This window comes from Bacillus sp. 2D03 (assembly GCF_003946765.1).
Taxonomy (GTDB): Bacteria; Bacillota; Bacilli; order Bacillales; family Bacillaceae_G; genus Bacillus_A; species Bacillus_A cereus.
Window position 1 is genome coordinate 311,484 of record NZ_RPSJ01000006.1, and the last position, 24,315, is coordinate 335,798.

Below are 24,315 nucleotides of genomic sequence, written 5' to 3' on the forward strand. Positions count from 1 at the left end.
TCGGGATAAAGATGGGGAGTTTGTTTCATACTAACATACAGATATTGTACTTAAAGGAGTATAAGTATGGGACATTCGCATGATCATGGTCATTCAAAAAATAAAAAGGCGTTACTAATTGCCTTCCTACTAACAACAAGTTTTATGATTGCAGAAGTTGTTGGTGGATTTGTAACAAATAGCTTAGCACTACTATCTGACGCGGGGCATATGCTAAGTGATGCAGTATCTTTAGCTTTAAGTTTACTTGCGTTTAAACTCGGAGAAAAAACAGCAACAACTGCGAAAACATACGGGTATAAGCGAGTCGAAATGTTAGCAGCATTATGTAACGGTGTCGTTCTTATTGTCATTTCGGTATACATTTTTATTGAAGCAATCCGTCGTTTTAAAGAACCAGTTGAGATTGCTAGTAATGGGATGCTCATTATTGCAGTCCTGGGTCTGCTTATTAATATTTTATCAGCTTGGATATTAATGAGAGGCGGAGATGTGAAAGGTAATTTGAATTTAAGAAGTGCTTTCCTGCACGTACTAGGCGATCTATTGGGTTCCGTCGGAGCGATTATTGCTGCGTTACTTATTAAATTTTTCGGATGGACTGCTGCAGATGCGATTGCTAGTATTCTTGTGTCTATTTTAGTCATTATTAGTGGATGGCGTGTAACACGTGATACGGTTCATATATTAATGGAAGGTGCACCACAGCACATAAATGTTGAAGAGGTAAAAAGTACGTTATTAAATATTCCGATTGTCAAAGAAGTTCATGATTTGCACATATGGTCTGTCACATCAGATTTTCAAGTATTAACATGTCATCTTATTATTAAAGGGAATGAAACGAAAAGTGTATTAAAAGAGGCTACGTATGTATTAAAGGAGAAATTTCATGTAGAACATGTCACCATTCAAGTAGAAATAGATGGTGAATTTAATCATGATGAGACAACTTGCAAAGTATGAAAGAAAAAGGATAAGAAAAAGTGTCATAACATTTTTCGCACGGCATACATATATATAATGTGGCCACAAGTACTTTGCAAGGTAAATATTTCATGAAATTACTTTACTTATAAAGAGTCATCTTTTATAATCAAAAGTGGTAATTGATAGAGATTATCATTTTCAATGATCGTAGAAAGGAGTTTTTTAAAAGATGAGTAGTCAACTCCGTTTTGCTGTTGAAAATCGTAAGAGGCATTTAATTGATGAGTTAATTGGAGCAGGTGTGTTTAAGATTCGCGACCGACAATTATACGAGCTGTCTTTAGAGGAATTGGAAAAAGAGTACGAAGATATGGAAGATTATGCGAATATTCAGGCGTAGCTATATAGATTAGTAAAAGGAGAGCTGGTTACGATTTTGTGTAACCAGCTCTCTTTTTATTTCGTAGAAATTATTTTTTGTATTTCTTTCATGGGACGGAGCCAGTTTTGGGTCATTATTTGTTCCATTTGTTTTTCGTCCTGCTTCTGTAATGCTTGAATGATAGAGTGATGTTCTTCAATAGATTGACTTGCTGGAACAAAGTTTTGGAAAAACAAATATTCAAGACGTAAAACGTGAAGTTGCATATTTTCTAGAAAGGGTTCAATATATTGGTTTTTAGCAATAGAAGAAATTGTATTGTGGAATTGTATATCTAATTCTAAAGCTTGTTTTGCGTTTTTTTTCTCTATAGATTGCTGAAAATGCTCATTTATTTCAGAAAGTAGTTGAATATCAGCGTTTGTAATGTTTTGAAGAGCTTGCTTTCCTATAATAGAGTGAAGACCAGCCATCGTTTCATAAATGATAGATACGTCGTCTAACTTAATAGGAGCAATTTTCGTTTTTTGCCCTGGTACCATTTCCACTAATCCAGAAAGCTCTAATATTTGAAGTGCTTCTCTTACAGGTGTTCTGCTTACTCCTAGTGCCTCAGCCAATTCCCCATCATTAATTTTTTCATTGGGCTTCAGTACACCTTCAATAATCCAATTTTGTAGTTGATTTAAAACGAGTGATTTTGCTGAAACTCTTCCTGGTTTTTTATAATTTTGAGGGACAGGCATAGTGAATTCAATCCTTTCATTGTATATTTTCCTTTTTTGCATGAACAAGCTTTAATTTTTGTTTCCCTTCATCCGGCTTTTGGCTTAAGATGAGCACCATTACAATGACACAAAAAGCGCCTAATAACTGAAAAGATTGAAATGGCACTTGCAATATAAGTACAGAAGAAATAATAGCTGCGAGTGGTTCTGTGCAACCAAATAATGTTGTTTCTTTCGGAGTCAGGTATCGTATGCTGTCTAAGTATAAATAAAAGGCAATAAGTGTCCCGAAAATGACGACAAATGTGATGAGCGGTAGGGTACTTAGTTTTACATATTTCATAGTTGATAATAAAATGAATTCGTTTGTAGAAATAAAGTGTACAATCGTTACACCAATACCCCCAATAATCATGCCCCATCCAACGATAACGGAGGAAGACCATTTTTCTAACAATTCCTTTGAATATAAACTATAAAAAGCGAGAGATAATCCAGATAAAATCCCCCAAATAATAGCTGGTGTAGAAACAGCCAAGTTATGAACAGACCCGTTTGTTAGTAAGAGAAAAGTGCCTACTAATGAAAGGGTAATTGAAATGAAATCAATTTTTGATGGACGAACGTTCCATTTGAAAAGTAAGTATACAGTGATGAATATAGGAGCTAAATATTGTAATAATGTTGCCACGGCAGCATTTCCTTCTTTAATTGAAGCGAAATACGTATACTGTACAGCAAGCATACCGAATAGACCAAACAAAATCATTTTAATAGCATCAGATTTTTGTTTCCAAATGCTAAATATCTCTTTTTTTCTCGTTCCGAATGAGGAAATAATGAGCAAAATAATTCCAGATATAAGTAAACGGATCGTAACTAACCATTCGGTTGAAACATTGTCATATTGAAAAAGTTGTTGTGCAGCTGTACCAGACAAGCCCCATAAACAAGCACCGATTATGACCATTATAATTCCTTTTAATCGATTTGAATCCATATGATCTAAAATTCTCCTTTCTAAAAATACAAATTGAATACAATATGCAATATATCACAGAATGACGTGTTAATAAACTGAAATTTCTAATTTGTTTTTTATGTATAGTAAAATATTGTAGAGGAGGGGGAGGATATGTTAGCTGGATTTTTAGTTTGTTTATTTGTTGGGTTACTTATCATTTTTTTAGGGTATCAAATACATGTGAAAAAGAGGTTGTTTTTGTTAGCAGGATATCAAGAAGAAACGTTTGTTGGAGATAAAAATAAATTAGCGAAGCTTTCAGGAGCATTTTCTTATATAGTTGGAGTTGCTACTATAATATTACCGCTTGGCTTAGAAAAAATAGGTAATGTAGTTGGTATCGTATATGCTATATTAATTGTTTTAGGTACAATTGTATTCATAATTAAAGCAAACCTATTAAATAAGAGTGCTATAAAGTAAAAAGGCTTCATTCTACTGAAGCCTTTTATTAATTGTTATGAAGTATAAGTAAAAGCCGGGATAGGATCAATAAATGTATTCCAGTTTTGTTGCATTTCTTTTTCTGTTAATAAACAATCATCTAATGATTGTTCAATTAAAGAACAGTTCATATCAATTCCGATAAATACGAGTTCGGTTATTCGATCTCCATATTGTTTATCCCAGTTTTTCAATACTTCTGGTTCTTCTGTAATCATTTGATTTTTTTCAGTTTCAGGTAATGCCGCTATCCATTCACCGGCTCCTTGAATTGTAATAGAGGAGCCTGCTTGAGATAGAAGCCCTATCATATTATTACGAGATGCCAACCAGAAGAATCCTTTCGCTCTTACAACATCTAAAGGCCATTTTTCTAGCCAATTCATAAGGCGCTCGGGATGGAAAGGATATTTGCGGCGGTAAACAAAAGAAGTGATACCATATTCTTCTGTTTCCGGTGTATGATGATCACTGTTTAATTCTTGTATCCAGCCGGCCGATTGACTAGCTTCTTCATAATTAAATAGATTTGTGTTTAAAATTTCTTGTAATGGTACTTTGCTAAACGAAGATTCAAGAACTTTTGCATTAGGATTTAATTTTTTTAGTAAATGATGAAGCTCTATCACATCTTCTTTTTCTAGCAAATCTATCTTATTAAGAATAATTACGTTTGCAAACTCAATTTGATCTATTAATAAATCAATAACTTCTCGGGTATCATTCTCATCGATTGCTTGTTTTCGGTCTAATAAACTTTCTCCATCTGCAAAATCATCCCAAAATCTATTTGCATCTACAACTGTAACCATCGTATCGAGGCGACAATTTTTCGTTAAATCAATGGTAAGAACTTCGTCTGTATAAGTAAACGTTTGAGCAACTGGAATAGGCTCACTTATACCAGAAGATTCAATAATAATATAGTCAATATCACCATTTTCCACAAGACGATTCACTTCTATCATTAAATCTTCTCGTAGTGTACAACAAATACAGCCATTTTGAATTTCTACTAGTTTTTCCTCCGTACGTGAAAAACCACCCTTTTTTATAAGAGATGCATCAATGTTTACTTCGCTCATATCATTAACGATAACAGCTACTTTTAAGTTATTCTTATTAGTCAAAATGTGATGTAGTAAGGTAGTTTTTCCAGATCCTAAAAAACCACTTAATACAGTGATAGGTACTTTTTTCATGAAATGATCTCTCCTTTAAATCGTAATGATTACGTTTTATATTAAACGATAGGAAAAGAAAAATCAATAATAAATCATAATGATTACGATTTAAGAATAGAAATAGACTATAAAATTTGTGCTGTAGTATGAAGGATTTGGACAAGCACATGTTTACATATAAATAAAATGGAGGCGAGAAGCTTGGTCTTTAATAGAGTTTCAAAAGAATTAGTAGGCATAGCTCTTATCGCTATGTTTCTCTTTTTATTATTTTTTGTAGATTTTACAAGTCTAGTAAATTTGCACAAAAATATACCGCAGGAATGGCTGAATGTGAATACGGTATTTTTAAGTATCATTTTTGAAGCAATACCTTTTATTTTATTAGGGGTAATTGTTTCTTCATTTATTCAAGTGTTTGTGACGGAAGATATGATTCAAAAAGTAATGCCGAAATCTCCAATTGTTGCAATGATTCCAGCAGTATTTGTGGGAGTTCTTTTTCCAATGTGTGAATGTGTCATTATACCAATTGTAAGAAGGCTCATTCAAAAGGGGTTACCACTTCATGTAGGCATTGTTATTTTACTGAGTGCACCCATTATGAATCCAGTCGTTTTTTTATCTACTGTATATGCGTTTCAAAAAAATGATTACGTTGTATATGCACGCTTTGGGATAACAATTCTAGTTGCTCTATTCATAGGTCTAATTGTGTATTATTGCTATCGCGAAAGAAATGTTTTAAAAGACTTAGAGGTTTCAGTTCAAACAAGCAAAAAAAAGAGTTGGAAAGATGTTATGAATCACACTGTAGATGAGTTTTTTGATACTGGTAAGTATTTATTGATTGGTGCTTTTTTAGCAAGTGTATTTCAAACGTTTTTTGATCGGAATGTACTGGATGCAGTAGCACATAACGAAGTAATTGCTCCCATTATTATGATGGGGTTTGGTTATGTTTTATCAATTTGCTCTGCAGCCGATGCTTTTATAGCTGCGTCTTTTGGACATGTTTTCTCGATAAAGGCACTTCTCGCATTTCTTGTGTTTGGGCCTATGCTTGATATGAAAAATACGTTAATGCTATTTGCGTATTTTCAAAAGAGATTTGTATTCTTTTTGATGGGAATTGTCATTGTATCTGTGTATACCATCGTGCAAATCATAATGTTATAGGAGGTGAGAAAGAATGGAGAAAGAGGAGCAGAAGGCATATCATCGCTATATTCGTGGCATTATTTTAATTGGTTTAGCAATGCTCTTATTTAAACTACTTGTAACAGGGAATATTTATAATTTTATCGCTCCAAAAATGATCAAATTTACGTATATAGCTTTTGTAGTAATTTTAATTTTTGGTATTGTACAAGTTTGGGGGGATGGAAGAGAAAAACAGCATGATTATAATTGTTGTAAACATCATACAACATCAAAATCAGGGATAAAAAGTTTCTTTGTATATGTTTTATTTGTTGTTCCGATAGTTAGTGCTTTTCTCTTTGGAAGTGTAACAATTGATGGAAGTTTAGCAGGAAAAAGGGGTATGAATCAAAGTGTACAGGCGAGAAGTCTGGAAAGAAACGAAAAAGAGGGGAAACAGGTTAAGTTTGATGAGCGAGAAGTATTAGTTGATTCAGAAGAAACATCAAATTTAGCAACGACTTATAAAACGGAAGAGCAAGTAATAAAAAGTATGTTAGGACAGCGTAAACTACAAGTAAAGGATAAGGATTATGTTCAAACAATGAATGTAATTGGTCAAAATGTTAATTGGTTTAAAGGGAAAGAAATTACATTCTTAGGGTTTATATATAAGGATAAAGATGTGACGGGTAATAAAGCAGTAGTGGCTCGATATGGCATAACTTGTTGTATTGCGGATGCATCAGTCTGGGGTATGATTGTTACCGGGAAAAATATTGAAAAAATTCCAGAAGAAACATGGGTGAAAATAACAGGATTATTAGATGAAACGACATATAAAGGAACAGTTTTTCCACTTGTAAAAGTAAACAAAATCGAGAAAATTAATAAGCCAACTGACCCATATGTATATGATGCTTTACCTCAATAGAAAAGAATAAATTCTTCATATTTTCATGAAATAGAATCATAATCAAGGCGATAAAAAAATAAAGATAAGAGTAATTTGGTTTGTTAAAAATATGTGCAGAAGGAGTTATGCGATGAACTGGGTTACTCATAAACCATCATTTGAATTTGAAACATTTAGTCCTATTATTCGGTCACAATCTGCGTGGAGTGGACATTTAGATTTTGCATATGACTTAGTACGATTTGAAAAACCAGAAACTTTAGTTGAGTTAGGTACACATTTAGGAGCTTCCTTTTTTAGTTTTTGTCAGGGAGTAAAAGATGGAGGGTTATCGACTAAATGCTTTGCAGTAGATACTTGGGCTGGAGATGGGCATACAGGTCCATATGGAGAAGGGGTTTTTCAAATAGTAGAAAAAGTAGTGAGCGATAACTACCTTAATATAGGAAATTTAATTCGATCTACTTTTGATGATGCTGTAGACCGGTTTCAAGATGAAACGATAAATCTTTTGCATATTGATGGCTATCATACGTATGAAGCTGTTTCTCACGATTATAATACATGGCTACCGAAAGTCGCGAAAAACGGTATTGTATTATTTCATGATATTGAAGTTAGAAGTAGTGATTTCGGCGTATATAAGTTTTGGGATGAGGTAAAAGCGAAGTACCCTCATTTTCAATTTGCGCATTCATATGGACTGGGAGTGTTATTTCCGAAGGGTTGTAGTGATAAGTTTGAGGAAATACTTGAAAATAAAGAAGAAATACAAAATATGTATAAATAAAGATAGGGCATGCATCATTTTAATGATGTGTGTCCTATTTTTGTGTGGAAAATAATAGTGTGAATTAAAAAGTGAAGATAGTTGTAAAAAGTTTTATTGCAGCAAATATTAAAAAAGTTAGTATGGGATTTTTCTTTGTAAATAAAGTGAAGCTTTAATACGTTCATATCAATTCGGAATTTTACAGTAGTTAATTTCTTACCTAAGTGCTTTGCACTTACTGAATTTTGAGACGGGGGTCTTATTGGCCGAAAATATCGGGATAAATAAAAATACAACATTTTTTATATTTTTCATTGCGAAAAACGTAATCTACTTTTACAATAGAAAGGGTTGTGAATATATTATACTGGAAAAATAAATCGAAATAATATGAAAATTTTGTTTTGTCTTCGCTAATTGTATATTACATACATGTAAGACGACATACGTCATGTTATCGACTTGTAAGGAGAGAAAAAAATGAAAAGTGTAAGATTACCATCGATGCTAGAAATCATAGTTCTTTTATTACTATTTCTTGCTGTTGTCTTTTCCTTCCAAACGATTTTTGATCTCCCAATTCAATTAGCGCTATTTATTTCATGGTTTTTAGTAATTGCGCTTGGATTAAGATTAGGATTTCGTTATCAAGAATTGCAAGATGCAATTACGAAAGGGATTTCTAACGGATTAGAAGCGATACTGATTTTAGTTGCAGTAGGTGCTTTAATTGGAACATGGATTGCTGGTGGGGTAGTACCAACATTAATCTATTATGGATTAGAATTTATTCACCCTAGCATATTCCTATTAGCAACATTAATTATTTGTTCTATAACTTCTATCGCAACAGGAACGTCTTGGGGAACAGTGGGAACAGCAGGTATTGCTATGATGGCGATTGGTGAAGGCCTTGGTTTACCACTTCCGCTTGTTGCTGGTGCAGTTCTTTCAGGAGCTTATTTCGGCGACAAATTATCACCACTTTCTGATAGCACAGTTCTTGCAGCTTCTATGGCGAAAGTAGATGTTATTGCTCACGTTCGAGCTATGCTCGTATTAGATGTTCCAGCTTATATTATTACTAGTATTATGTTTACTGTAGCTGGTTGGATGTATGGCGGCGATAATGTAGATTTGAATCGAGTAGAATTTTTAAAAGAAGCTTTATTAAAGCAATTTGATATTAAAATATGGATGCTTGTTCCGGCGGTCATTGTTATCGTTCTATTAGCGATGAAGAAACCGTCTATGCCAACAATTGCAATGGGAGCTTTAATTGGTGCAATTTGGGCAACCCTTTTCCAAGGGATGAACTTTGGAGAGGCGATTGGAACAGCTTATAACGGATTCTCAATTCAATCTGGTGTTGAGTTTGTTGACAAGTTATTAAACCGTGGTGGAATTAACGGCATGCTTGGCTCAGTAGCCGTTATTATTTTCGGTTTAGGATTTGGTGGATTACTTGAAAAACTAGGTGTTTTAAAAGTAATCGTATCAAAATTTGAGAAGAAATTAAATTCTGCAGGTAATGTAACATTGTCTACATTAATCGTGGCATTCTTAGCTAATATATTTGGTTGTGCGATGTATGTATCACTAATTTTAACACCAAAAATTATGGAAGATAGCTATGATAAATTAAAAATAGACCGTCGTGTATTAGCGCGTAACTCAGAAGTAGGTGGAACGTTAACTTCAGGTATGGTTCCATGGTCTGATAATGGTATTTTTATGGCTGGTATTTTAGGTGTAGCAACGTTCTCATACGTTCCGTTTATGTGGTTAAGCTTCGTATCGTTAATTTTAGCAGTTATTTACGGATATACAGGCAAATTCATCTGGTATGTAGATGATGCAGATAAAGGAAAGCAAGCATCATAAAATAAAAATCACCTTCTACAATATGTAGAAGGTGATTTTTTTATTTTTTAATAGCATTTGCTGAAGTTATTTCATTCTCATATTTAGCAATTTTTTGTTGTATCTTTTTTAAGTTTTTTTCAGTGTCTTGAATGAGCTGTAAGACATTGGTCTCCTGTTGTTTCATTAATTCTAACCTTTGAAGGATGGTAGATTCTCCTTCCATAGACCAGTCGATAAATTGTTTTATTTTTTGAATTGGCATACCAGTGTTTTTTAAACACAAAATCATCTCTAAATATTTCAGTGCTTCTTCATCAAAAACTCGATCTCCTTTTTCGTTTCTTTGCAGAAAAGGGAACAGTCCTTGTTTATCGTAATAACGTATTTGAGAAATTGTTAAGTGTTGCATCTTGGCGACTTGTCCAATTGTATAATACATATCATTCATCCTTTTATTACCAAGGTATAATGCCATCTTTATTTAGTATTTTGCCATTATAGTTTGTTTCACTTAATGCATATTTAATAATAATTTTAGCACTTTCAGTGGTTGTATGGCCACCGGGGGAATTTCCATTAAGATCCGTAGTTGTAAAACCAGGAGTTACTCCAAATACTTCTGGACCGTTAGTGGCAAATTCTTTACTAAAAGCTAATGTTAAAGCATTAATAGCTGTTTTGGAAGAATTATATCCTAGTGTATTAATTGGATGTGTTTCACCATTAGCAAACATTGTTAGTGAGGCCATGTCAGTTGTTAGATTTATGATTTTACTGTTGCTTGATTTCTTTAATAATGGTAAAAAGGCTTGCATCATTTGGAAAGTTCCAAAAAAGTTAACTTCAAATCCTTGGCGTAAAGTTTCAATATTTAATTCACTAGGTAGCGTATTGAAGTCTAGCGCTATGCCTGCGTTATTAATTAATAAATGTAAGTGGTCAGTCGTTTCGTAAATTTTCTTTGTTGCTTCTTGAATGGATTGTGAATTTGAAATATCTACTTGAATATAGGAAACGTTTGAAACATTTAAAGATTCTACGGCTTGTTGTCCAAGTTGTTCATTACGAGCACCTAAAAATACGTGATAATCTTTTTCTGCTAATTGACGAACAAGTTCATATCCAATTCCTTTATTCGCACCTGTTATAAAAGCATATTTTTTCATATTGAATTCCTCCAGTAGTGTTATAGTAGGTTACAATGGAAAGGATACAGCCTAAACTTAAGTTTAGGTCAAGAGGAATTTTTTTAAATAAATATAGAATATCTATATATAAGAGTGAGAATTCTTATCATTTAAGAGAAAGTCTGTTATTATAAGAGATGTAGGTATTATATTTTCAAGGGGATGAAAACATGGAGTACAGAATTGAAAGAGATACATTAGGAGAAATAAAAGTTCCAGCTGATAAATTATGGGCAGCACAAACACAACGTAGTAAAGAAAACTTTCCGATTGGAACAGAGCAAATGCCGCTTGAAATTGTAAAAGCATTTGCAATTTTAAAGAAGAGTGCAGCGCTTAGCAATCAAAAATTAGGAAAGCTATCAGAAGAAAAAGCAGAAGCAATTGTAGAAGCTGCGGATGAAGTGATTGCAGGGAAATGGAATGAACATTTTCCGCTTGTCGTATGGCAAACAGGTAGTGGTACACAGTCAAACATGAATGTGAATGAAGTAATTGCAAATCGTGGGAATCAAATTTTGAAAGAGAAGGGATCTGACGTACATATTCATCCGAATGATGATGTGAACATGTCACAAAGTTCAAATGATACATTTCCAACGGCTCTTCATGTAGCTTGTGTAATCGCAGTAGAAAATCACGTATTACCAGCAATTACGAAATTAAAAGAAACTTTAGCAGAAAAAGTAACTGCATTTGAACATATTATAAAAATTGGTCGTACACATTTACAAGATGCAACGCCGTTAACTTTAGGGCAAGAAATTAGCGGATGGCACCGTATGCTTGAAAAAACAGAGCGTATGATTGCAGAGAGCAATACATATATGAAAGAGTTAGCAATTGGTGGAACTGCGGTTGGAACAGGTATTAATGCTCATCCTAAATTTGGTGAGATGGTATCAGAGGAAATTAGTCAATTTACAGGTAAACAATTTGTTTCTGCACCAAATAAGTTCCATGCATTAACGAGCCATGATGAAGTTGTATATACTCACGGTGCATTAAAAGCATTAGCTGCGGATCTAATGAAGATTGCTAACGATGTACGTTGGCTTGCAAGTGGTCCACGTAGTGGTCTTGGAGAAATTATTATTCCAGCAAATGAACCAGGGAGCTCTATTATGCCTGGTAAAGTAAATCCAACGCAAAGTGAAGCATTAACGATGGTTGTAGCGCAAGTGATGGGGAATGATGCAACAATCGGATTTGCTGCGAGCCAAGGTAACTTTGAGTTAAATGTATTTAAACCTGTTATTGCTTATAACTTCTTACAATCAGCTCACTTATTAGCGGATGCAATTGTTTCGTTTAATGACAATTGTGCAGTTGGTATTGAAGCAGATGAAGAAGTAATTAATGAAAATGTGAATCGTTCACTAATGCTTGTAACAGCGCTAAACCCACATATCGGATATGAAAATGCAGCGAAAATTGCGAAGCATGCTCATAAAGAAGGATTAACTTTAAAAGAAGCAGCGTTGCAATCTGGACTACTAACAGAAGAGCAATTTGATGAAATTGTAGATCCAAAGAAAATGATTGCTCCAAAAGAGTAATAGAAAAAGCCAAGATTCTTAGTATAGAATCTTGGCTTTTTTGATGTCCATTTTTAAGTTTCATCTACTTGCAATAATGCAAGCTTCAAAATATATTATTTGTTAGCAGGCGTATTCATTACTTTCATCTGTGGGCAGTTCTCTTTTAAGAGTGAAATGAATTTTTCTTCTTCTTGTGGTACGAAAGTGGTCACTGAGTCAAATAAATTATAATTAATTTCTAATTGTTGCCTAGTCCATTTTTTTGAACGAAGTTTTTTGCCAGAGTACTTAATATGGCGAATGTCTTTAAATGGGATTTCAGTACGAAGTATGAAACCGTGTTTTACAACAAGAGATGATTCCGTTACGTTGTAGTGAGAGAAATAGAATGAAGAAAGATTCACGATATTTAATAGCATCATGAGAGTGAAAAAAATAGAATTTTCATTTTGGAAGAATAACGAAACGAAAAAAATAATTATAAATAATGTAATGAAAATGACGTGGAATGGATTTTTTTTCGCTTTAAACTTCAAGTTAGTCACCTCGGTATACTTGTTCTTTAACTAAATTAAATCATAACATTGTGATAAAACGTGTGAATATGCAGAATTGCATATTCGCACGTTTTATTATTCATGTAAAATTTCTTGATGGGATAAATTCAAAAGAAGTTTTGTAATAGTGGAGTGGCATGAAGTGACTTACAAGAATAGAAAGATAGCGTTAGTCATAATTAGTTGTATGATGATTATGAGTAGTTGTGCTAATAAATTTGTTGAAGATAGAAATCGAAAGCATACATTTGTAAAAGCAAGTAAGGTTTTAGTAGAGACTGTAAATAGAATATATAAAAAGTAAAGGATGTTTTCTTATACGAAAACATCTTTTTTGTAGTTAAAATTGAATACTGAAGTTTTGGAATGAGTGAATACCAGTTCCATATTCACTAATCGCATATGTATTCTGTGCAATTTGTTTAACGGTAAACTAAGGGTCTTGAAGAATATTTATGTTCTATTTCACATCCTATAAAATGAATTTGTATAAACTTATTCGCTTTTCGTTGTATTAAACCCTTTTGTTAGATGTTTTTATAAAAGTTTATAAAATGGGTAAACGAAACATTGAAATGTTTGTTTGCGTTGTGATAAGATGGTGAAGTGATAATAAACGTTATGCTTATTTGTTTGGTTTTAAATAAACATTTTAAAGGAGTGTTTAGTATGAGTGATATTTCAGAGAAGTTTTGGGATGCGTCAATAGAGGAATTAAAGAAAGGGTATGTGTTTGATGAAGAAAAAGAGGAGTACATTTGCTTAGCTTGTGGTGAAACATTTATTAAAGGTGTTATTTATCAAGATAATCAAGTTTTGTATGAAGCAGAGAAGTTCGTCCAATTGCATATTCAAAATGAGCATACGTCTATGTTTGATTATTTGCTAAATATGGATAAGAAATTTACTGGATTAACGGATTTACAAAAGAAAATGGTTCAGTTTTTCTATATGGGACTGAATGATAAAGAAATTGTAAAAGAGTTGGATGGCGGAAGTACATCAACAATTCGTAATCATCGATTTACACTGCGAGAGAAAATGAAGCAAGCAAAAGTATTTTTAGCGCTAATGGAATTATCAGAAGAAAAATCAAAAGTACAAACGAAATTTGTACCAATTCATAGAACAGCAACGATGGTGGATGATCGATACAATATTACGGAAGAAGAAAATGATGAAGTATTAAAAGCTCATTTTACAGAAGGGTTAGATGGACCTCTCTCTAAATTTCCGAAGAAACAAAAGCGTAAATTAATTATATTGCGTCATTTAGTGAAGAAGTTTGATAGTAATAAAAAGTATACTGAAAAAGAAGTAAATACAGTGATAGAAAATGTATACCCTGATTTCGTAACGTTAAGAAGATATTTAATCGAATATGGATTTTTAGATCGAACAGCCGATGGAAGTCAATATTGGGTGAAGTTATAATCATATGAAAAGAAAATGAATAGAAGCACAGTATTATAACAACTATACAAAGAGATAGATATTGAAAATAGATTTTTAATAAAAGGAGAAATGAAATTTGAAACCACCTGCAGATAACAATAAAGAAGGTGCGGAGTCACATAAGTTGGAAAGTGAGAGTAAACCAATTTGGAAATCGATGTCGATGTTTTTAGTACCGTTATTATTAAGTAATGTACTACAATCAGTTGGACAATTATTTGGTATGGTAGTAGTAGGAAGATGGCTTGGAGTTAATGATTTAGCGGCCATATCAGCATTCTTTCCATTATTTTTCTTGCTCGTTTCATTTGTAATTGGTATCGGTTCAGGGAGCTCTATTTTAATTGGTCAGGCGTTTGGTGCTAAAAACGAAGATCGTTTAAAAGCTATCGTTGGTACGACGCTGACATTTACCTTTATTATTGGAGTTGTGTTGGCGATAATAGGAAGTATTTTTGCGATGGATATTATGCGTCTAATGGGAACGCCAGAAAATATTATTGAAATAAGTGTACATTATGCACGGATTTTATTTATATCGATGCCAGTATTATTTTTATATTTCGCATATACAACATTTATGAGAGGTACAGGAGATTCTAAAACGCCATTTTACTTTTTAATTGTAAGTACAGCACTAAATATGATTTTATTACCAGTTCTTATTTTTGGATGGTTAGGAGCTCCGAAATTAGATGTGTATGGAGCAGCCTATGCATCTGTTATATCTACAGTTATTACGTTTATTGTCATGCTTGTGTATTTAAAGAAGAAAAATCACCCATTACAACTAGATGGAACGGTTAGAAAATACCTTCGAATGGATGGGGAGTTATTAAAGCTATTGCTAAGGCTCGGTATACCGGCAAGTATAAATATGATATTAGTTTCATTATCTGAGATTGCCGTAATCGCATTTGTAAATCGTTACGGTTCGGATGCAACAGCTGCTTACGGCGTTGTGAATCAAGTTGCAAGTTATGTACAAATGCCAGCAGTTAGCCTTGGTATTACAGTTTCTATTTTTGCAGCACAATCAATTGGGGCGAATCAATTTGATCGATTGCAGAAAGTTGTGAAGGCCGGAATTATTATGAACTACGTCATCGGTGGTGTGTTAATATCTCTTATTTATTTATTCTCAAGAGACATTTTATCACTATTTTTAACGAGTCAAACTACAATTGAAATTGCTCATAGCTTAGTTATGATTACGTTATGGAGTTATTTAATTTTCGGTCATGCACAAATTATTAGTGCGACAATGCGAGCGAGCGGTACAGTACTTTGGCCAACTGTTATTGGAGTTGTTTCAATTTGGCTTGTAGAAGTACCCGTAGCATATTATCTTTCTTACCATACAAGTCTTGGAATAGAAGGCATTTGGATCGGGTATCCAGCAGCATTTATTGTCAGCTTACTATTGCAGTATGCATATTATAAGCTTTCATGGCAAAAGAAACGAATTACACGATTAGTTAGTTAAATAGAAAAATGTCCCTAAGTTATTAGACTTAGGGACATTTTTTCGTAAGTGCAGGTTTACAAATAGCTTTTTAAAGTTATATCAAAATGTTGTCTAATGAGTGTTTTATCACTCATATAAAACTCCCACGCTTTTTCCGGTTCACCGATAATCTCAAAGGATTCCTCTGTAATATATAAAGCGCAATTATCCTCCAGTGCAATTCCTTCTATATTCCCTTGATGATTTTGTAAAAAGGAATGGAAGGCGTTCATTCTGTTTAATTGATTATAATGTGGACAAAATCTTTTATTAACAATACCCCAGCCGTTACTCTCTATATAACCAGAACCTTCATAATCTGATCGGATACTAGACGTGAACCAACACATAGCACCAGCGCTATAACCAGCAATAAGTGTTCCTTGTTGCAGAGCCAATAATAATTTTTCATCAAGTCTATGTTCTTTCCATTGCGTAAGCATGTGAATATAGTTTCCGCCACCTAGATAAATTAAATCGGCTGAATGAATCATCTCCTCTATTTCATACTTAGAAGGTGAATCTGTTGTAATGCGTAAAATTTGTACTTCACAATGTAATTGTTTTTCAAACGTGTCTAAAAATAATTTTATATAGCTTTCATCATCATGACTAGCCGTTGGAATAAACAATACTTTTGGATACTGTTTATTTGTTAATTCTATAAGGCGTTCATTAATAGGCAAGTGATTTGAATCTTGTAAATCACCGCCACCAATGACAGCTAATTTCATAGTAAAGCACCACCTAATCATTTTTGTTATATAAAAATTCGATAGAAGAGAGTTACATTCCTTCCGTAATGTAATCAATAATTAGAAAATGTAGCTTAAGTATATCGGAATAGTAAAGAAACTACTGACTATATATACCAATACATTAGAAACCATTCATTGATATATAATATTTCATACTAATGTTTCAAAAAATGGAAAAAATATGTTTAAATAGATGTAATGAAGCATTCATTCATATTGAATTTATACTTATATTTTAAAAGGGTATCGGAAATAATAGCGATTTTCTAAAACAGTTTTTACTTTTAATAGGAAGTTGTATTACAATATGGTAAAATTATTTCAATATATTTATTTAATATGAAATACAAAGAAGGAGCGTGAAAAAAGTGGATTTTCGATTTGAATTTACAACGAAGCTGAAAGAATACTTAGACGATGAGAAGGATGAAAAAATAATAAAAGATGGACATAGAGATGTAATTTTTCACTATTTATATGCGTTAGAGACTGAAATTGGCGTTGTTAAAAATCCTAATTTTACTTTTTTTGCATCAGGAAGACGTTCACATATAGTGTTAGAAAACGTTGAATTTAAAACAGAAGTAAATGTAAAAAGTAATATAATTGAAATTACAAAAATAGTGGATAATGTAGTTATTCCGTTAGATACTATCGTAGCGAAGGATCGGGAATTATTTGCCCTTGGGCGTAATGAAAAGTTTAGTGTACAAATATTAGAGCAGTATCTCTTTGATACATTTGGAGATAAGTTAGGCTTATAATGAATAGAATGTGGTACGTATTTATAGGTAGTGAATTTTAGTTTGTATTACTTGCGTTTGACCTCTCATTTAATTTGTACTACAATTCGTAGTGTGAAAGGAGTCATACGATGTTTACGCAAAACTATAGGTTAAATGAGCAAGGATTAAATCATTTCTTTGGACCGCTTGAAGCGAAGATTATGGAGATTGTTTGGTCTAGCGATGGTATTACGATTAAAGAAGTCCAGCAGAAATTAAGTGAAGAATCGCCTGTGAATTTTAATACTGTTATGACAGTTATGAACAGGTTAGTAGAGAAATTACACTTAGAAAAACAGACTGTGAAAAGAAGTGGCATATATCGTGCTATACAAACGAAAGAAGAATTCTTATCCAATCAAACGAAGAAAATGACACAGGAATTAGTGGGGGAATTTGGAGATTTAGTTATAACACATATGATAGATGAGTTAGAGCAGGCTAATCCGAATTTAATAAAAAAATTAGAAGACAAATTGAATCAGTTAAAAAAAGAGGATCGATGAAATGAAATGGCAAATGCGTAAAATCGTATTGTTAGCGCTCATTGTTAGTACCCTCTTTTTCAGCTTGTTATTGTATTATGTTACATATCCATTTCTCTTTCAAAATAAGGCATTCTTCCTTTCAAAGTTTTGCTTGTTTCAGTTAGAAAAACATATGAAAGAACTATCAATGGTTCGTATAATAATAGCGGGGTTATTATTAATTACTGTATTGATTGTGTGTAAAAGAATTTGGCGGCAATTTTTCTATAGTAAAAAAGTACAAAAAGTACTTATCCCATTTATTAGAAAAGGGAAACAAATATATATACTGCCGACTGCGGAAGTTGCAGCGTTTACAATTGGATTATTCCGTCCGAAAGTTGTCATGTCGGAAGGTTTGCTTCAGACGTTTTCAGATGAAGAGATTGATGCGATTATTTTCCATGAAGAATATCATCAAAATAATTGGGATCCGCTAAAATTATTTTGTTTTACGTTATTAGCAGAAGGAATGATGTACATCCCGATATTAAAAGAATTGTTACAACGATATCATACGTATCAAGAGTTAGCAGCAGATAAATATGCGATGCAAAAAATGGAATCTTCATTTGAGTTAGGTAGCGCGTTATTAAAATTAATTAAAATAAAGACAATGGAAAATCGATGTGTTACAGCTTCATTTGCAAAAACAGCAATAAATTTACGAATCGAGCAAGTGTTAAATGAAAAGGTTGCTAAGCTTACTATTCCCTTACATACGAACTCGGTATATGTAACAGTAGGGTTATTCTGTGTGTCGATTGTACTTATTGTCGGAGAGTGCATATAGCCTCTTTTTTTAAGAATAAACACTACTCATTGTAGTGTTTTAGGGGGAATAAAATGAATGCAGCAAATTTAACAATTTGGCTTGTGGCTGGGGCGGGAGTATTGTCATTTATATCACCGTGCTCTTTACCGCTATATCCATCTTATTTATCTTATATTACAGGTGTGTCTATTCAAGATTTAAAAGAAAATCGTGGGATTATGTAAAAATCAGCGATTATACATACAGTATTTTTTATGATCGGATTTTCGGTTATATTTTACGCGTTAGGTTTATCGGTAAGCTGGATTGGAATAACATTTTCATCTAACCAAAAATTGATTCAACAAATTGGTGGGATTTTTATTGTTTTAATGGGGCTATTTATGACGGGCTTGTTTCAGCCTAAGTGGCTTATGGCAGAGAAAAAGGTGCAGTATAGAAGTAAATCGACTGGATATATTCGCTCGATTTTAGTCGGTATGACATATGCAGCGGGTTGGACGCCATGTGTTGGACCGATATTTTCAGCTGTACTCATGCTTGGCGCGACGAATCCTGAAAGGGCACTTCTTTATATTACAGCGTATACTCTTGGATTTGCGATTCCATTTTTCGTGATAGCATTCTTTATTGGGAAGGTAAAATGGATTGTTACATATGCCAATGTCATGGTGAAAATTGGCGGTGGAATGATGATTGTAACAGGTATTTTATTGTATACAAATCAAATGACGAAAATTACAGCATTCTTTATTCGTCTATTCGGTGGATTTACAGGTTTTTTAAAATGAGGAGGAAGAAAAGTGAAGAAACTAATTGCTATTATACTAGTAGGTGCTCTCGTTTGGGCGGGGGTTAACTTTTATAATTCAAAGAAAGAAGAAAAGGAAAGAAAAGCAAAGCAAGCAGAGTTACAAGAGAAAGAAGTATTACCACAAGTAGGTTTTAAAGCACCTGGCATCACATTAAAAGGATTAGACGGAAAGTTGCAGTCGTTAAATGATGCCAAGGGAAAACCATATATTATTAATTTTTGGGCATCATGGTGTGGGCCGTGTGAAATGGAGGCACCTGACTTAGTTCATATGTATGATAAATATAAAAAGGATGTTGAAATTTTTGCGGTGAATGCAACTGTTAGTGACCCAGTACAAGAAGCAAGCGCATTTGCTAATCGCTATGGATTTGAGTTTCCGGTTCTACTAGATATGGACGGAGTAGCTGGACTAGATTATAAAGTATTCTCTTTACCGACGACATTTTTTGTTAATAAGGATGGAATTATAGTAGATCATGTACGAGGTGTATTACCACCAGATCAATTAGAAAAGAAATTTAAGAAATTGATTGAGAATTAAAAGGAGATTTCGTGACGATGGAGTGGATCGTGAGGTTACAACCCATATCTCTTATAATTGGAAGTCTATTTGGTTTTATGTTGATGAAACGAAAGATGAAGTATCAAAATGTATCATATGAAAAAATGATAGATGCCTTAACAAATGCTTTTCTTATCATCGTATTTGTATGGAAGTTTGCACCAGCAATTTTAAATCCTGTATGGGCTTTTGGGGCGCCAGTGCAAGCAATATTAGCTATTGGAAGTATGCAACATATTGTAGTAGGATGCGTAATTGCTAGTGTATACATTGTTTGGAAAAGTAAAAAGGAACAATTTTCGCTTCGTATTTTACTTGATGTACTCCCTTTTGGATTGTGTGTGTGCACTATCTTTTATTTTCTATTACATCATGAAGTAGGTGCACCAACGACACTACCATGGGGAATGAAAATATATGAATCTAAACTTTTATATCACCCTATATTCGTATACGAGATCATCCTTGCTCTTTGTATAATGGGCTTGTTATGGATGAAAAATGAAAGGCTCGGAAATGGAAAGAATATAAGTGTTTTTCTAATTATTGAGGGTTTTGCTCAAATCATTATTTCGCTTGTTAGTGAACAAAATTCGGTTCTGTTTGGTCTATCAGCACAGCAAATAATGAGCTTTTGTATTATTAGTTTAGGGATTTTGTTGGTGCCGAAAAAATAAAAGATAGCCATGTACAGAGAGTATCTGTGTATGGCTATCTTTTATAAGCGTATTATTATATTGTAGAAACCTAAAAACCCCTTTATTAGGGGTTTTTAGGTTTCTACAGGTCTGCATGTGTTTCTTGTTTATCTGTATCCCATTTTGGAAGTTGTTTTGCTTGTTGATTTTCAGTGAAATTATTAAAGCCAAAAGCAAGTATGCATGTAAAGGTTAAAATAGCTAAACTAATCTTTTTCATTATCTTAGTGCCTCCTTAGTTAATAATTTTTGTTTTGCTTCGTAAGTTTTGAAAAAATATTTTTGAGATTTCTCTATTTTATTCACTTTATGAAATTCTACTGCTAATAATTCGTAATATTCTTGTGCATAATCGTATAATTCTTTACTGTTAAAATATGTAGTGCCTGCAATGATTGCGTTTTCTAAGTCGTCTAGAATACCAGTGTGTTGTGTTTTTAAGATAGTGAAATGGTGTTTATATTCTTGATTATTTAATTCATTACAAATTTCTAAGCCTTTTTGAACCCAATCGTTTGCAAGTTCTTTTTCATTTAAACTAAAATGTTCTTTGGCTTGTAGAAAATTGGCTTTTAGGTGTTTAGGTAATTTGTTTGTAACTATTGTAAGATGTCTAATAGCAAGGGTTGATAGATTTTGAGAAGAGTAGAGCCAACCTAAGTTATTTCGAACTTTTAAGATTAGTGTATCGTCTTTCAGCTTTTGTAAAATATTGATTGCTGAATTATAGTTCTCTTCGGCTTGTTCGAATTGTTTTAAATAAACAGAACATGAGCCTAAAATGTTTTCGCATAGAGCTATTTTAATTTCATAACGTGGATATTTTGAGAAAATCTCTTTCGCTTGATTTGCATAATTGATTGCTGTAAGTGGTTTGTTTGTATGGTGATTAAATATAGCAAATTTATATTTATATTCAGCTTCTTCTAGTTCGCCTGGTACATGTTTTAAAAGGGATTCAGCTTTTTCGTATTCTTTTTTTGCTTCATCATAATTTCCAATAATGGTAGCATGTTCAGCTTTAAAAAAGTGATAATAATAAGTAATAAAGTCTTCAGTTATTGGATTGTCTAAACGAACAATTTGACTAAAAGTATCATACTTAATGTTTGTCCAATCGGTTAGGACCTTATATTTAAAGTTTAGTAGGGAGTAGTAAAGCGATAGATTTTGATCAGCTTCAATTTTATTAATCTGTTTCTCTATTTTTTCTTTTAATTGTTTCGCTTCAATTAATTGCTCCGCTACCATTACTTGATATAAAATGTTTAATTCGTTGACAATCTGTTCATGCCCTTTTAATAACACACTCATTATATATTCCCCCATCCGATAAAAGTATCCTAATTTAATTATTTCTATAATAGCAAAATAGAAGAAGTATAAGAGTAATTTTACCATATTTTTCAACAAAATTCTGAAAAATTAATTAATTTTTACGTATTTCTTATTTTTATGTGAATATTACAAGTGCCTCTGGTAGTGGTGGGATGAATCTGACTCATGATACGTTAGCATCAATGGGAGGGATAGCTTCACTTGTAAAAATGTTTTTAGGAGGATTGTTCGGATTGGGTCCAACTGTTAAGTTTTTAACAAAAATTTCACTTTCTTATTTAATAAAAACAGGATAATCCGCATTTTATAAGAATCATCCTGTTTTTATTGATACATTAAAAAATCGGCGGAGTAACAGAAAACAAAACAATGGCATTTTTTTCAAAATGATTCACCCATTTATGCTTTAAATAAGCAGGTATTTTTACACTGTCGCTAGTTTCTAATACGTATTCTTCCTCATTTAAATATAATGTGATTTTCCCATCTAAGACAAATGCTAATTCTTCTCCTTTATGTTCTAGCACATTTTCTGATGAAGCTGTATTAGGCGGGACGGTCATAATTGCTGTTGCTAAATTTCCAGTGAAATCAGGTGAAAGCATTTCATATGATAAATTATCAATAATCATTTTCTTTCGTTTATGGGAACGTACAATTAAATCGTCTGTATTTGTATCTTCAAGTAAAAAGCTAAATGTTGGCACATCAAGAGCTTTAGCAAGCACTTTTAATGTTTGAATAGAAGGGTTAGCAGACCCACGCTCAATTTGACTTAACATAGATGGTGTAATATCGGCCATCTTTGCTAGTTCTTTACTAGTTAAACCTTTTTCTTTTCTTTGTTTTTCAATTTTTTTACCAATATCTATATTTTCCATAATGAAAATCTCCTTAAGGGTTATTAAATTATATTTAAATAAATTAAATTAAAATTAACTAAAGTTAACGATTTGTGTTAAACTATATTAAAATTAATTTAATTATAATTTATTATATGGTGAGCTACAAGGATATAAGGAGGAAACAAAATGAAAGAAATAGGGGCATTACAAGCAGAATACCCATTAGTGAATAAACTTATTGCAACAGAAGAAGTATTTTGGATAAATCCAAACATAGAAAAGTATGAAAGGGCAATAAAAGATTCACCACTTAATGAAGAGAATGTAAAAGATGCGGAAGAGAGATTAAAGCGTTTTGCACCATATATTGCGAAAGTTTTTCCTGAAACGAAAGGGACGAATGGCATAATCGAATCACCTTTAGTGAAAATATCTTCTATGAAAGAAGCTTTAGAGACAAATTACAAGCAACCTATTTTAGGAGAATTATTATTAAAATGTGATAGTCATCTTCCGATATCAGGATCAATTAAAGCTAGGGGCGGCATTTATGAAGTGTTGAAACATGCTGAACAACTAGCTTTGCAGCACGGTATGTTAACAGAAGAAGATGATTATTCCATTTTAGATAGTGATACATGTAGAGAGTTTTTTGCCAAATATTCAATTGCGGTCGGTTCAACAGGAAATTTAGGGCTAAGCATTGGGATTATGAGTGCGAAACTAGGTTTTAACGTAACGGTTCATATGTCAGCAGATGCGAAACAATGGAAAAAAGATTTATTAAGAAGTAAAGGTGTAAACGTTATTGAGTATGAAGCTGATTATAGTAAAGCAGTAGAAGAGGGGCGTCAGCAAGCAGATGCCGATCCTAGCTGTTATTTTGTAGATGATGAAAATTCCCATGATTTATTTTTAGGATACGCAGTAGCAGCATCGCGATTACAAAAGCAATTAGAAGAGTTAGAGATTGTAGTAGATGAAGAGCATCCTTTATTCGTTTACCTTCCGTGCGGGGTAGGAGGCGGACCTGGTGGCGTCGCATTTGGTTTAAAGTTATTGTATAAAGACAACGTGCACTGCTTCTTTGCGGAGCCTACGCACTCTCCATGCATGTTACTCGGTTTAATGACAGGACTTCATGATAAAATTACTGTTCAAGATATCGGGATCGATAATGTAACAGACGCGGACGGACTAGCGGTAGGAAGACCGTCTGGATTTGTCGGTAAAACGATGGAACCATTTTTGAGTGGGAATTACACAGTAAGCGATGAAGAGTTATATAGATTGTTAAAAGAACTAGCTGACACGGAGAATATTTATTTAGAGCCTTCTGCACTAGCAGGTATGATTGGGCCAGTGAAAGTATATAAAGAAGATGAGTATTTACAAAAGCAACAGTTAACAGAGAAGGTGAAAAAAGGTACTCATATTGTGTGGGGAACGGGTGGAAGTATGGTTCCAAAAGATGTAATGAATGAATATTATAGGAAAGGTTTGGAGTTAACGGTATAAGAAAAATGAGGCTAATTGTAGCCTCATTTTTTCATGTACATAAAAATCTTTGTTAT

General features: G+C 33.0%; 30 protein-coding genes. 20 read left to right on the forward strand and 10 right to left on the reverse strand.

Annotation, left to right across the window (positions count from 1 at the left end; genetic code table 11):
* The first annotated feature begins 66 nt into the window (after positions 1-66).
* Both EBQ15_RS16360 and fbpA read left to right on the forward strand, forming a co-directional pair.
* Positions 67-966, forward strand: a complete 900-nt coding sequence (locus EBQ15_RS16360; protein WP_000510033.1) for a cation diffusion facilitator family transporter — start codon at positions 67-69, stop codon at positions 964-966.
* A gap of 193 nt (positions 967-1,159) precedes the next feature.
* The gene (gene fbpA / locus EBQ15_RS16365; protein WP_000098302.1) at positions 1,160-1,330 is read left to right on the forward strand and encodes a Fur-regulated basic protein FbpA; all 171 of its coding nucleotides are present in this window, start codon (positions 1,160-1,162) and stop codon (positions 1,328-1,330) included.
* A gap of 56 nt (positions 1,331-1,386) precedes the next feature.
* Here the strand turns inward: fbpA and EBQ15_RS16370 are convergent, their stop codons facing one another.
* Both EBQ15_RS16370 and EBQ15_RS16375 read right to left on the reverse strand, forming a co-directional pair.
* Positions 1,387-2,058 carry a GntR family transcriptional regulator gene (locus EBQ15_RS16370; protein WP_001987091.1) on the reverse strand — a complete coding sequence of 224 codons (672 nt, stop codon included), beginning with the start codon at positions 2,056-2,058 and terminating at the stop codon, positions 1,387-1,389.
* 16 nt (positions 2,059-2,074) lie between these two features.
* Positions 2,075-3,040 carry a DMT family transporter gene (locus tag EBQ15_RS16375; RefSeq protein ID WP_000378087.1) on the reverse strand — a complete coding sequence of 322 codons (966 nt, stop codon included), beginning with the start codon at positions 3,038-3,040 and terminating at the stop codon, positions 2,075-2,077.
* A gap of 135 nt (positions 3,041-3,175) precedes the next feature.
* Between EBQ15_RS16375 and EBQ15_RS16380 the strand changes: the two genes are divergently transcribed.
* Positions 3,176-3,487: a DUF3784 domain-containing protein gene (locus EBQ15_RS16380; RefSeq protein WP_000879375.1), complete on the forward strand. Its 312-nt coding sequence runs from the start codon at positions 3,176-3,178 to the stop codon at positions 3,485-3,487.
* 35 nt (positions 3,488-3,522) lie between these two features.
* Here the strand turns inward: EBQ15_RS16380 and EBQ15_RS16385 are convergent, their stop codons facing one another.
* A complete protein-coding gene (locus tag EBQ15_RS16385; RefSeq protein ID WP_000757681.1) occupies positions 3,523-4,710 on the reverse strand; it encodes a GTP-binding protein in 1,188 nt (395 codons plus the stop codon).
* Positions 4,711-4,878: 168 nt separating this feature from the next.
* On the opposite strand from EBQ15_RS16385, the gene EBQ15_RS16395 reads away from it, so the two are divergent.
* From EBQ15_RS16395 to nhaC, 4 genes are all read left to right on the forward strand, one after another.
* Positions 4,879-5,871, forward strand: a complete 993-nt coding sequence (locus tag EBQ15_RS16395; protein WP_001999547.1) for a permease — start codon at positions 4,879-4,881, stop codon at positions 5,869-5,871.
* A gap of 13 nt (positions 5,872-5,884) precedes the next feature.
* On the forward strand, positions 5,885-6,769 hold the full coding sequence (locus tag EBQ15_RS16400) for a TIGR03943 family putative permease subunit (RefSeq protein WP_000409937.1): 885 nt from the start codon (positions 5,885-5,887) through the stop codon (positions 6,767-6,769).
* Between the two features lie 112 nt (positions 6,770-6,881).
* Positions 6,882-7,541 carry a class I SAM-dependent methyltransferase gene (locus EBQ15_RS16405; protein ID WP_001104672.1) on the forward strand — a complete coding sequence of 220 codons (660 nt, stop codon included), beginning with the start codon at positions 6,882-6,884 and terminating at the stop codon, positions 7,539-7,541.
* Positions 7,542-8,003: 462 nt separating this feature from the next.
* Positions 8,004-9,407, forward strand: coding sequence for a Na+/H+ antiporter NhaC (gene nhaC, locus EBQ15_RS16410; RefSeq protein ID WP_000843992.1), 1,404 nt, complete (start codon positions 8,004-8,006; stop codon positions 9,405-9,407).
* A gap of 40 nt (positions 9,408-9,447) precedes the next feature.
* On the opposite strand, the gene EBQ15_RS16415 is transcribed toward nhaC, so the two are convergent.
* Positions 9,448-9,828, reverse strand: coding sequence for a MerR family transcriptional regulator (locus EBQ15_RS16415; RefSeq protein WP_000291861.1), 381 nt, complete (start codon positions 9,826-9,828; stop codon positions 9,448-9,450).
* A 16-nt stretch (positions 9,829-9,844) separates the two neighbouring features.
* Positions 9,845-10,555, reverse strand: coding sequence for an SDR family NAD(P)-dependent oxidoreductase (locus EBQ15_RS16420; RefSeq protein WP_000759551.1), 711 nt, complete (start codon positions 10,553-10,555; stop codon positions 9,845-9,847).
* 191 nt (positions 10,556-10,746) lie between these two features.
* On the opposite strand from EBQ15_RS16420, the gene fumC reads away from it, so the two are divergent.
* A complete protein-coding gene (gene fumC / locus EBQ15_RS16425; protein ID WP_000456608.1) occupies positions 10,747-12,135 on the forward strand; it encodes a class II fumarate hydratase in 1,389 nt (462 codons plus the stop codon).
* A gap of 95 nt (positions 12,136-12,230) precedes the next feature.
* Here fumC and EBQ15_RS16430 read toward each other — a convergent pair whose 3' ends face one another.
* Positions 12,231-12,653, reverse strand: coding sequence for a PH domain-containing protein (locus EBQ15_RS16430; RefSeq protein ID WP_000669072.1), 423 nt, complete (start codon positions 12,651-12,653; stop codon positions 12,231-12,233).
* A 163-nt stretch (positions 12,654-12,816) separates the two neighbouring features.
* On the opposite strand from EBQ15_RS16430, the gene EBQ15_RS31185 reads away from it, so the two are divergent.
* From EBQ15_RS31185 to EBQ15_RS16440, 3 genes are all read left to right on the forward strand, one after another.
* The gene (locus EBQ15_RS31185) at positions 12,817-12,978 is read left to right on the forward strand and encodes a hypothetical protein (RefSeq protein WP_000221431.1); all 162 of its coding nucleotides are present in this window, start codon (positions 12,817-12,819) and stop codon (positions 12,976-12,978) included.
* A 365-nt stretch (positions 12,979-13,343) separates the two neighbouring features.
* Positions 13,344-14,108 (forward strand): DUF2087 domain-containing protein, encoded by a 765-nt coding sequence (locus EBQ15_RS16435; RefSeq protein WP_001280275.1) that lies wholly within the window; start codon positions 13,344-13,346, stop codon positions 14,106-14,108.
* A 97-nt stretch (positions 14,109-14,205) separates the two neighbouring features.
* Positions 14,206-15,615 (forward strand): MATE family efflux transporter, encoded by a 1,410-nt coding sequence (locus EBQ15_RS16440; RefSeq protein ID WP_000804128.1) that lies wholly within the window; start codon positions 14,206-14,208, stop codon positions 15,613-15,615.
* A gap of 56 nt (positions 15,616-15,671) precedes the next feature.
* On the opposite strand, the gene EBQ15_RS16445 is transcribed toward EBQ15_RS16440, so the two are convergent.
* Positions 15,672-16,370, reverse strand: a complete 699-nt coding sequence (locus EBQ15_RS16445) for a peptidase E (protein ID WP_000762121.1) — start codon at positions 16,368-16,370, stop codon at positions 15,672-15,674.
* 392 nt (positions 16,371-16,762) lie between these two features.
* Here EBQ15_RS16445 and EBQ15_RS16450 point away from each other — a divergent pair, with 392 nt between their 5' ends.
* From EBQ15_RS16450 to EBQ15_RS16475, 7 genes are all read left to right on the forward strand, one after another.
* The gene (locus tag EBQ15_RS16450) at positions 16,763-17,158 is read left to right on the forward strand and encodes a DUF3942 family protein (protein WP_000347526.1); all 396 of its coding nucleotides are present in this window, start codon (positions 16,763-16,765) and stop codon (positions 17,156-17,158) included.
* Positions 17,159-17,268: 110 nt separating this feature from the next.
* Positions 17,269-17,685 carry a BlaI/MecI/CopY family transcriptional regulator gene (locus EBQ15_RS16455; RefSeq protein WP_000495080.1) on the forward strand — a complete coding sequence of 139 codons (417 nt, stop codon included), beginning with the start codon at positions 17,269-17,271 and terminating at the stop codon, positions 17,683-17,685.
* 1 nt (position 17,686) lies between these two features.
* Positions 17,687-18,499 (forward strand): M56 family metallopeptidase, encoded by an 813-nt coding sequence (locus EBQ15_RS16460; RefSeq protein WP_000871928.1) that lies wholly within the window; start codon positions 17,687-17,689, stop codon positions 18,497-18,499.
* Between the two features lie 53 nt (positions 18,500-18,552).
* Complete coding sequence (locus EBQ15_RS32060; protein ID WP_001999542.1) at positions 18,553-18,705, forward strand: cytochrome c biogenesis CcdA family protein; 153 nt, start codon at positions 18,553-18,555, stop codon at positions 18,703-18,705.
* Between the two features lie 30 nt (positions 18,706-18,735).
* Positions 18,736-19,272 carry a cytochrome c biogenesis CcdA family protein gene (locus EBQ15_RS16465; RefSeq protein WP_001999541.1) on the forward strand — a complete coding sequence of 179 codons (537 nt, stop codon included), beginning with the start codon at positions 18,736-18,738 and terminating at the stop codon, positions 19,270-19,272.
* Positions 19,273-19,284: 12 nt separating this feature from the next.
* Positions 19,285-19,839 carry a TlpA family protein disulfide reductase gene (locus EBQ15_RS16470; protein ID WP_000733184.1) on the forward strand — a complete coding sequence of 185 codons (555 nt, stop codon included), beginning with the start codon at positions 19,285-19,287 and terminating at the stop codon, positions 19,837-19,839.
* 17 nt (positions 19,840-19,856) lie between these two features.
* A complete protein-coding gene (locus tag EBQ15_RS16475; protein ID WP_000454843.1) occupies positions 19,857-20,537 on the forward strand; it encodes a prolipoprotein diacylglyceryl transferase family protein in 681 nt (226 codons plus the stop codon).
* Positions 20,538-20,640: 103 nt separating this feature from the next.
* Here EBQ15_RS16475 and EBQ15_RS31190 read toward each other — a convergent pair whose 3' ends face one another.
* Positions 20,641-20,778: a hypothetical protein gene (locus tag EBQ15_RS31190; RefSeq protein WP_000724010.1), complete on the reverse strand. Its 138-nt coding sequence runs from the start codon at positions 20,776-20,778 to the stop codon at positions 20,641-20,643.
* Entirely contained in the window at positions 20,778-21,872 is a 1,095-nt protein-coding gene (locus EBQ15_RS16480) for a response regulator aspartate phosphatase (protein WP_000114846.1), read from the reverse strand. Before EBQ15_RS16480 ends, EBQ15_RS31190 begins: the two co-directional genes overlap by 1 nt.
* A gap of 143 nt (positions 21,873-22,015) precedes the next feature.
* On the opposite strand from EBQ15_RS16480, the gene EBQ15_RS16485 reads away from it, so the two are divergent.
* A complete protein-coding gene (locus tag EBQ15_RS16485; protein ID WP_001999537.1) occupies positions 22,016-22,192 on the forward strand; it encodes a hypothetical protein in 177 nt (58 codons plus the stop codon).
* A 39-nt stretch (positions 22,193-22,231) separates the two neighbouring features.
* Here the strand turns inward: EBQ15_RS16485 and EBQ15_RS16490 are convergent, their stop codons facing one another.
* The gene (locus EBQ15_RS16490; RefSeq protein WP_000427639.1) at positions 22,232-22,777 is read right to left on the reverse strand and encodes a helix-turn-helix domain-containing protein; all 546 of its coding nucleotides are present in this window, start codon (positions 22,775-22,777) and stop codon (positions 22,232-22,234) included.
* 150 nt (positions 22,778-22,927) lie between these two features.
* Between EBQ15_RS16490 and EBQ15_RS16495 the strand changes: the two genes are divergently transcribed.
* Positions 22,928-24,259 carry a D-serine ammonia-lyase gene (locus EBQ15_RS16495; RefSeq protein ID WP_000658535.1) on the forward strand — a complete coding sequence of 444 codons (1,332 nt, stop codon included), beginning with the start codon at positions 22,928-22,930 and terminating at the stop codon, positions 24,257-24,259.
* Positions 24,260-24,315: the final 56 nt, after the last annotated feature.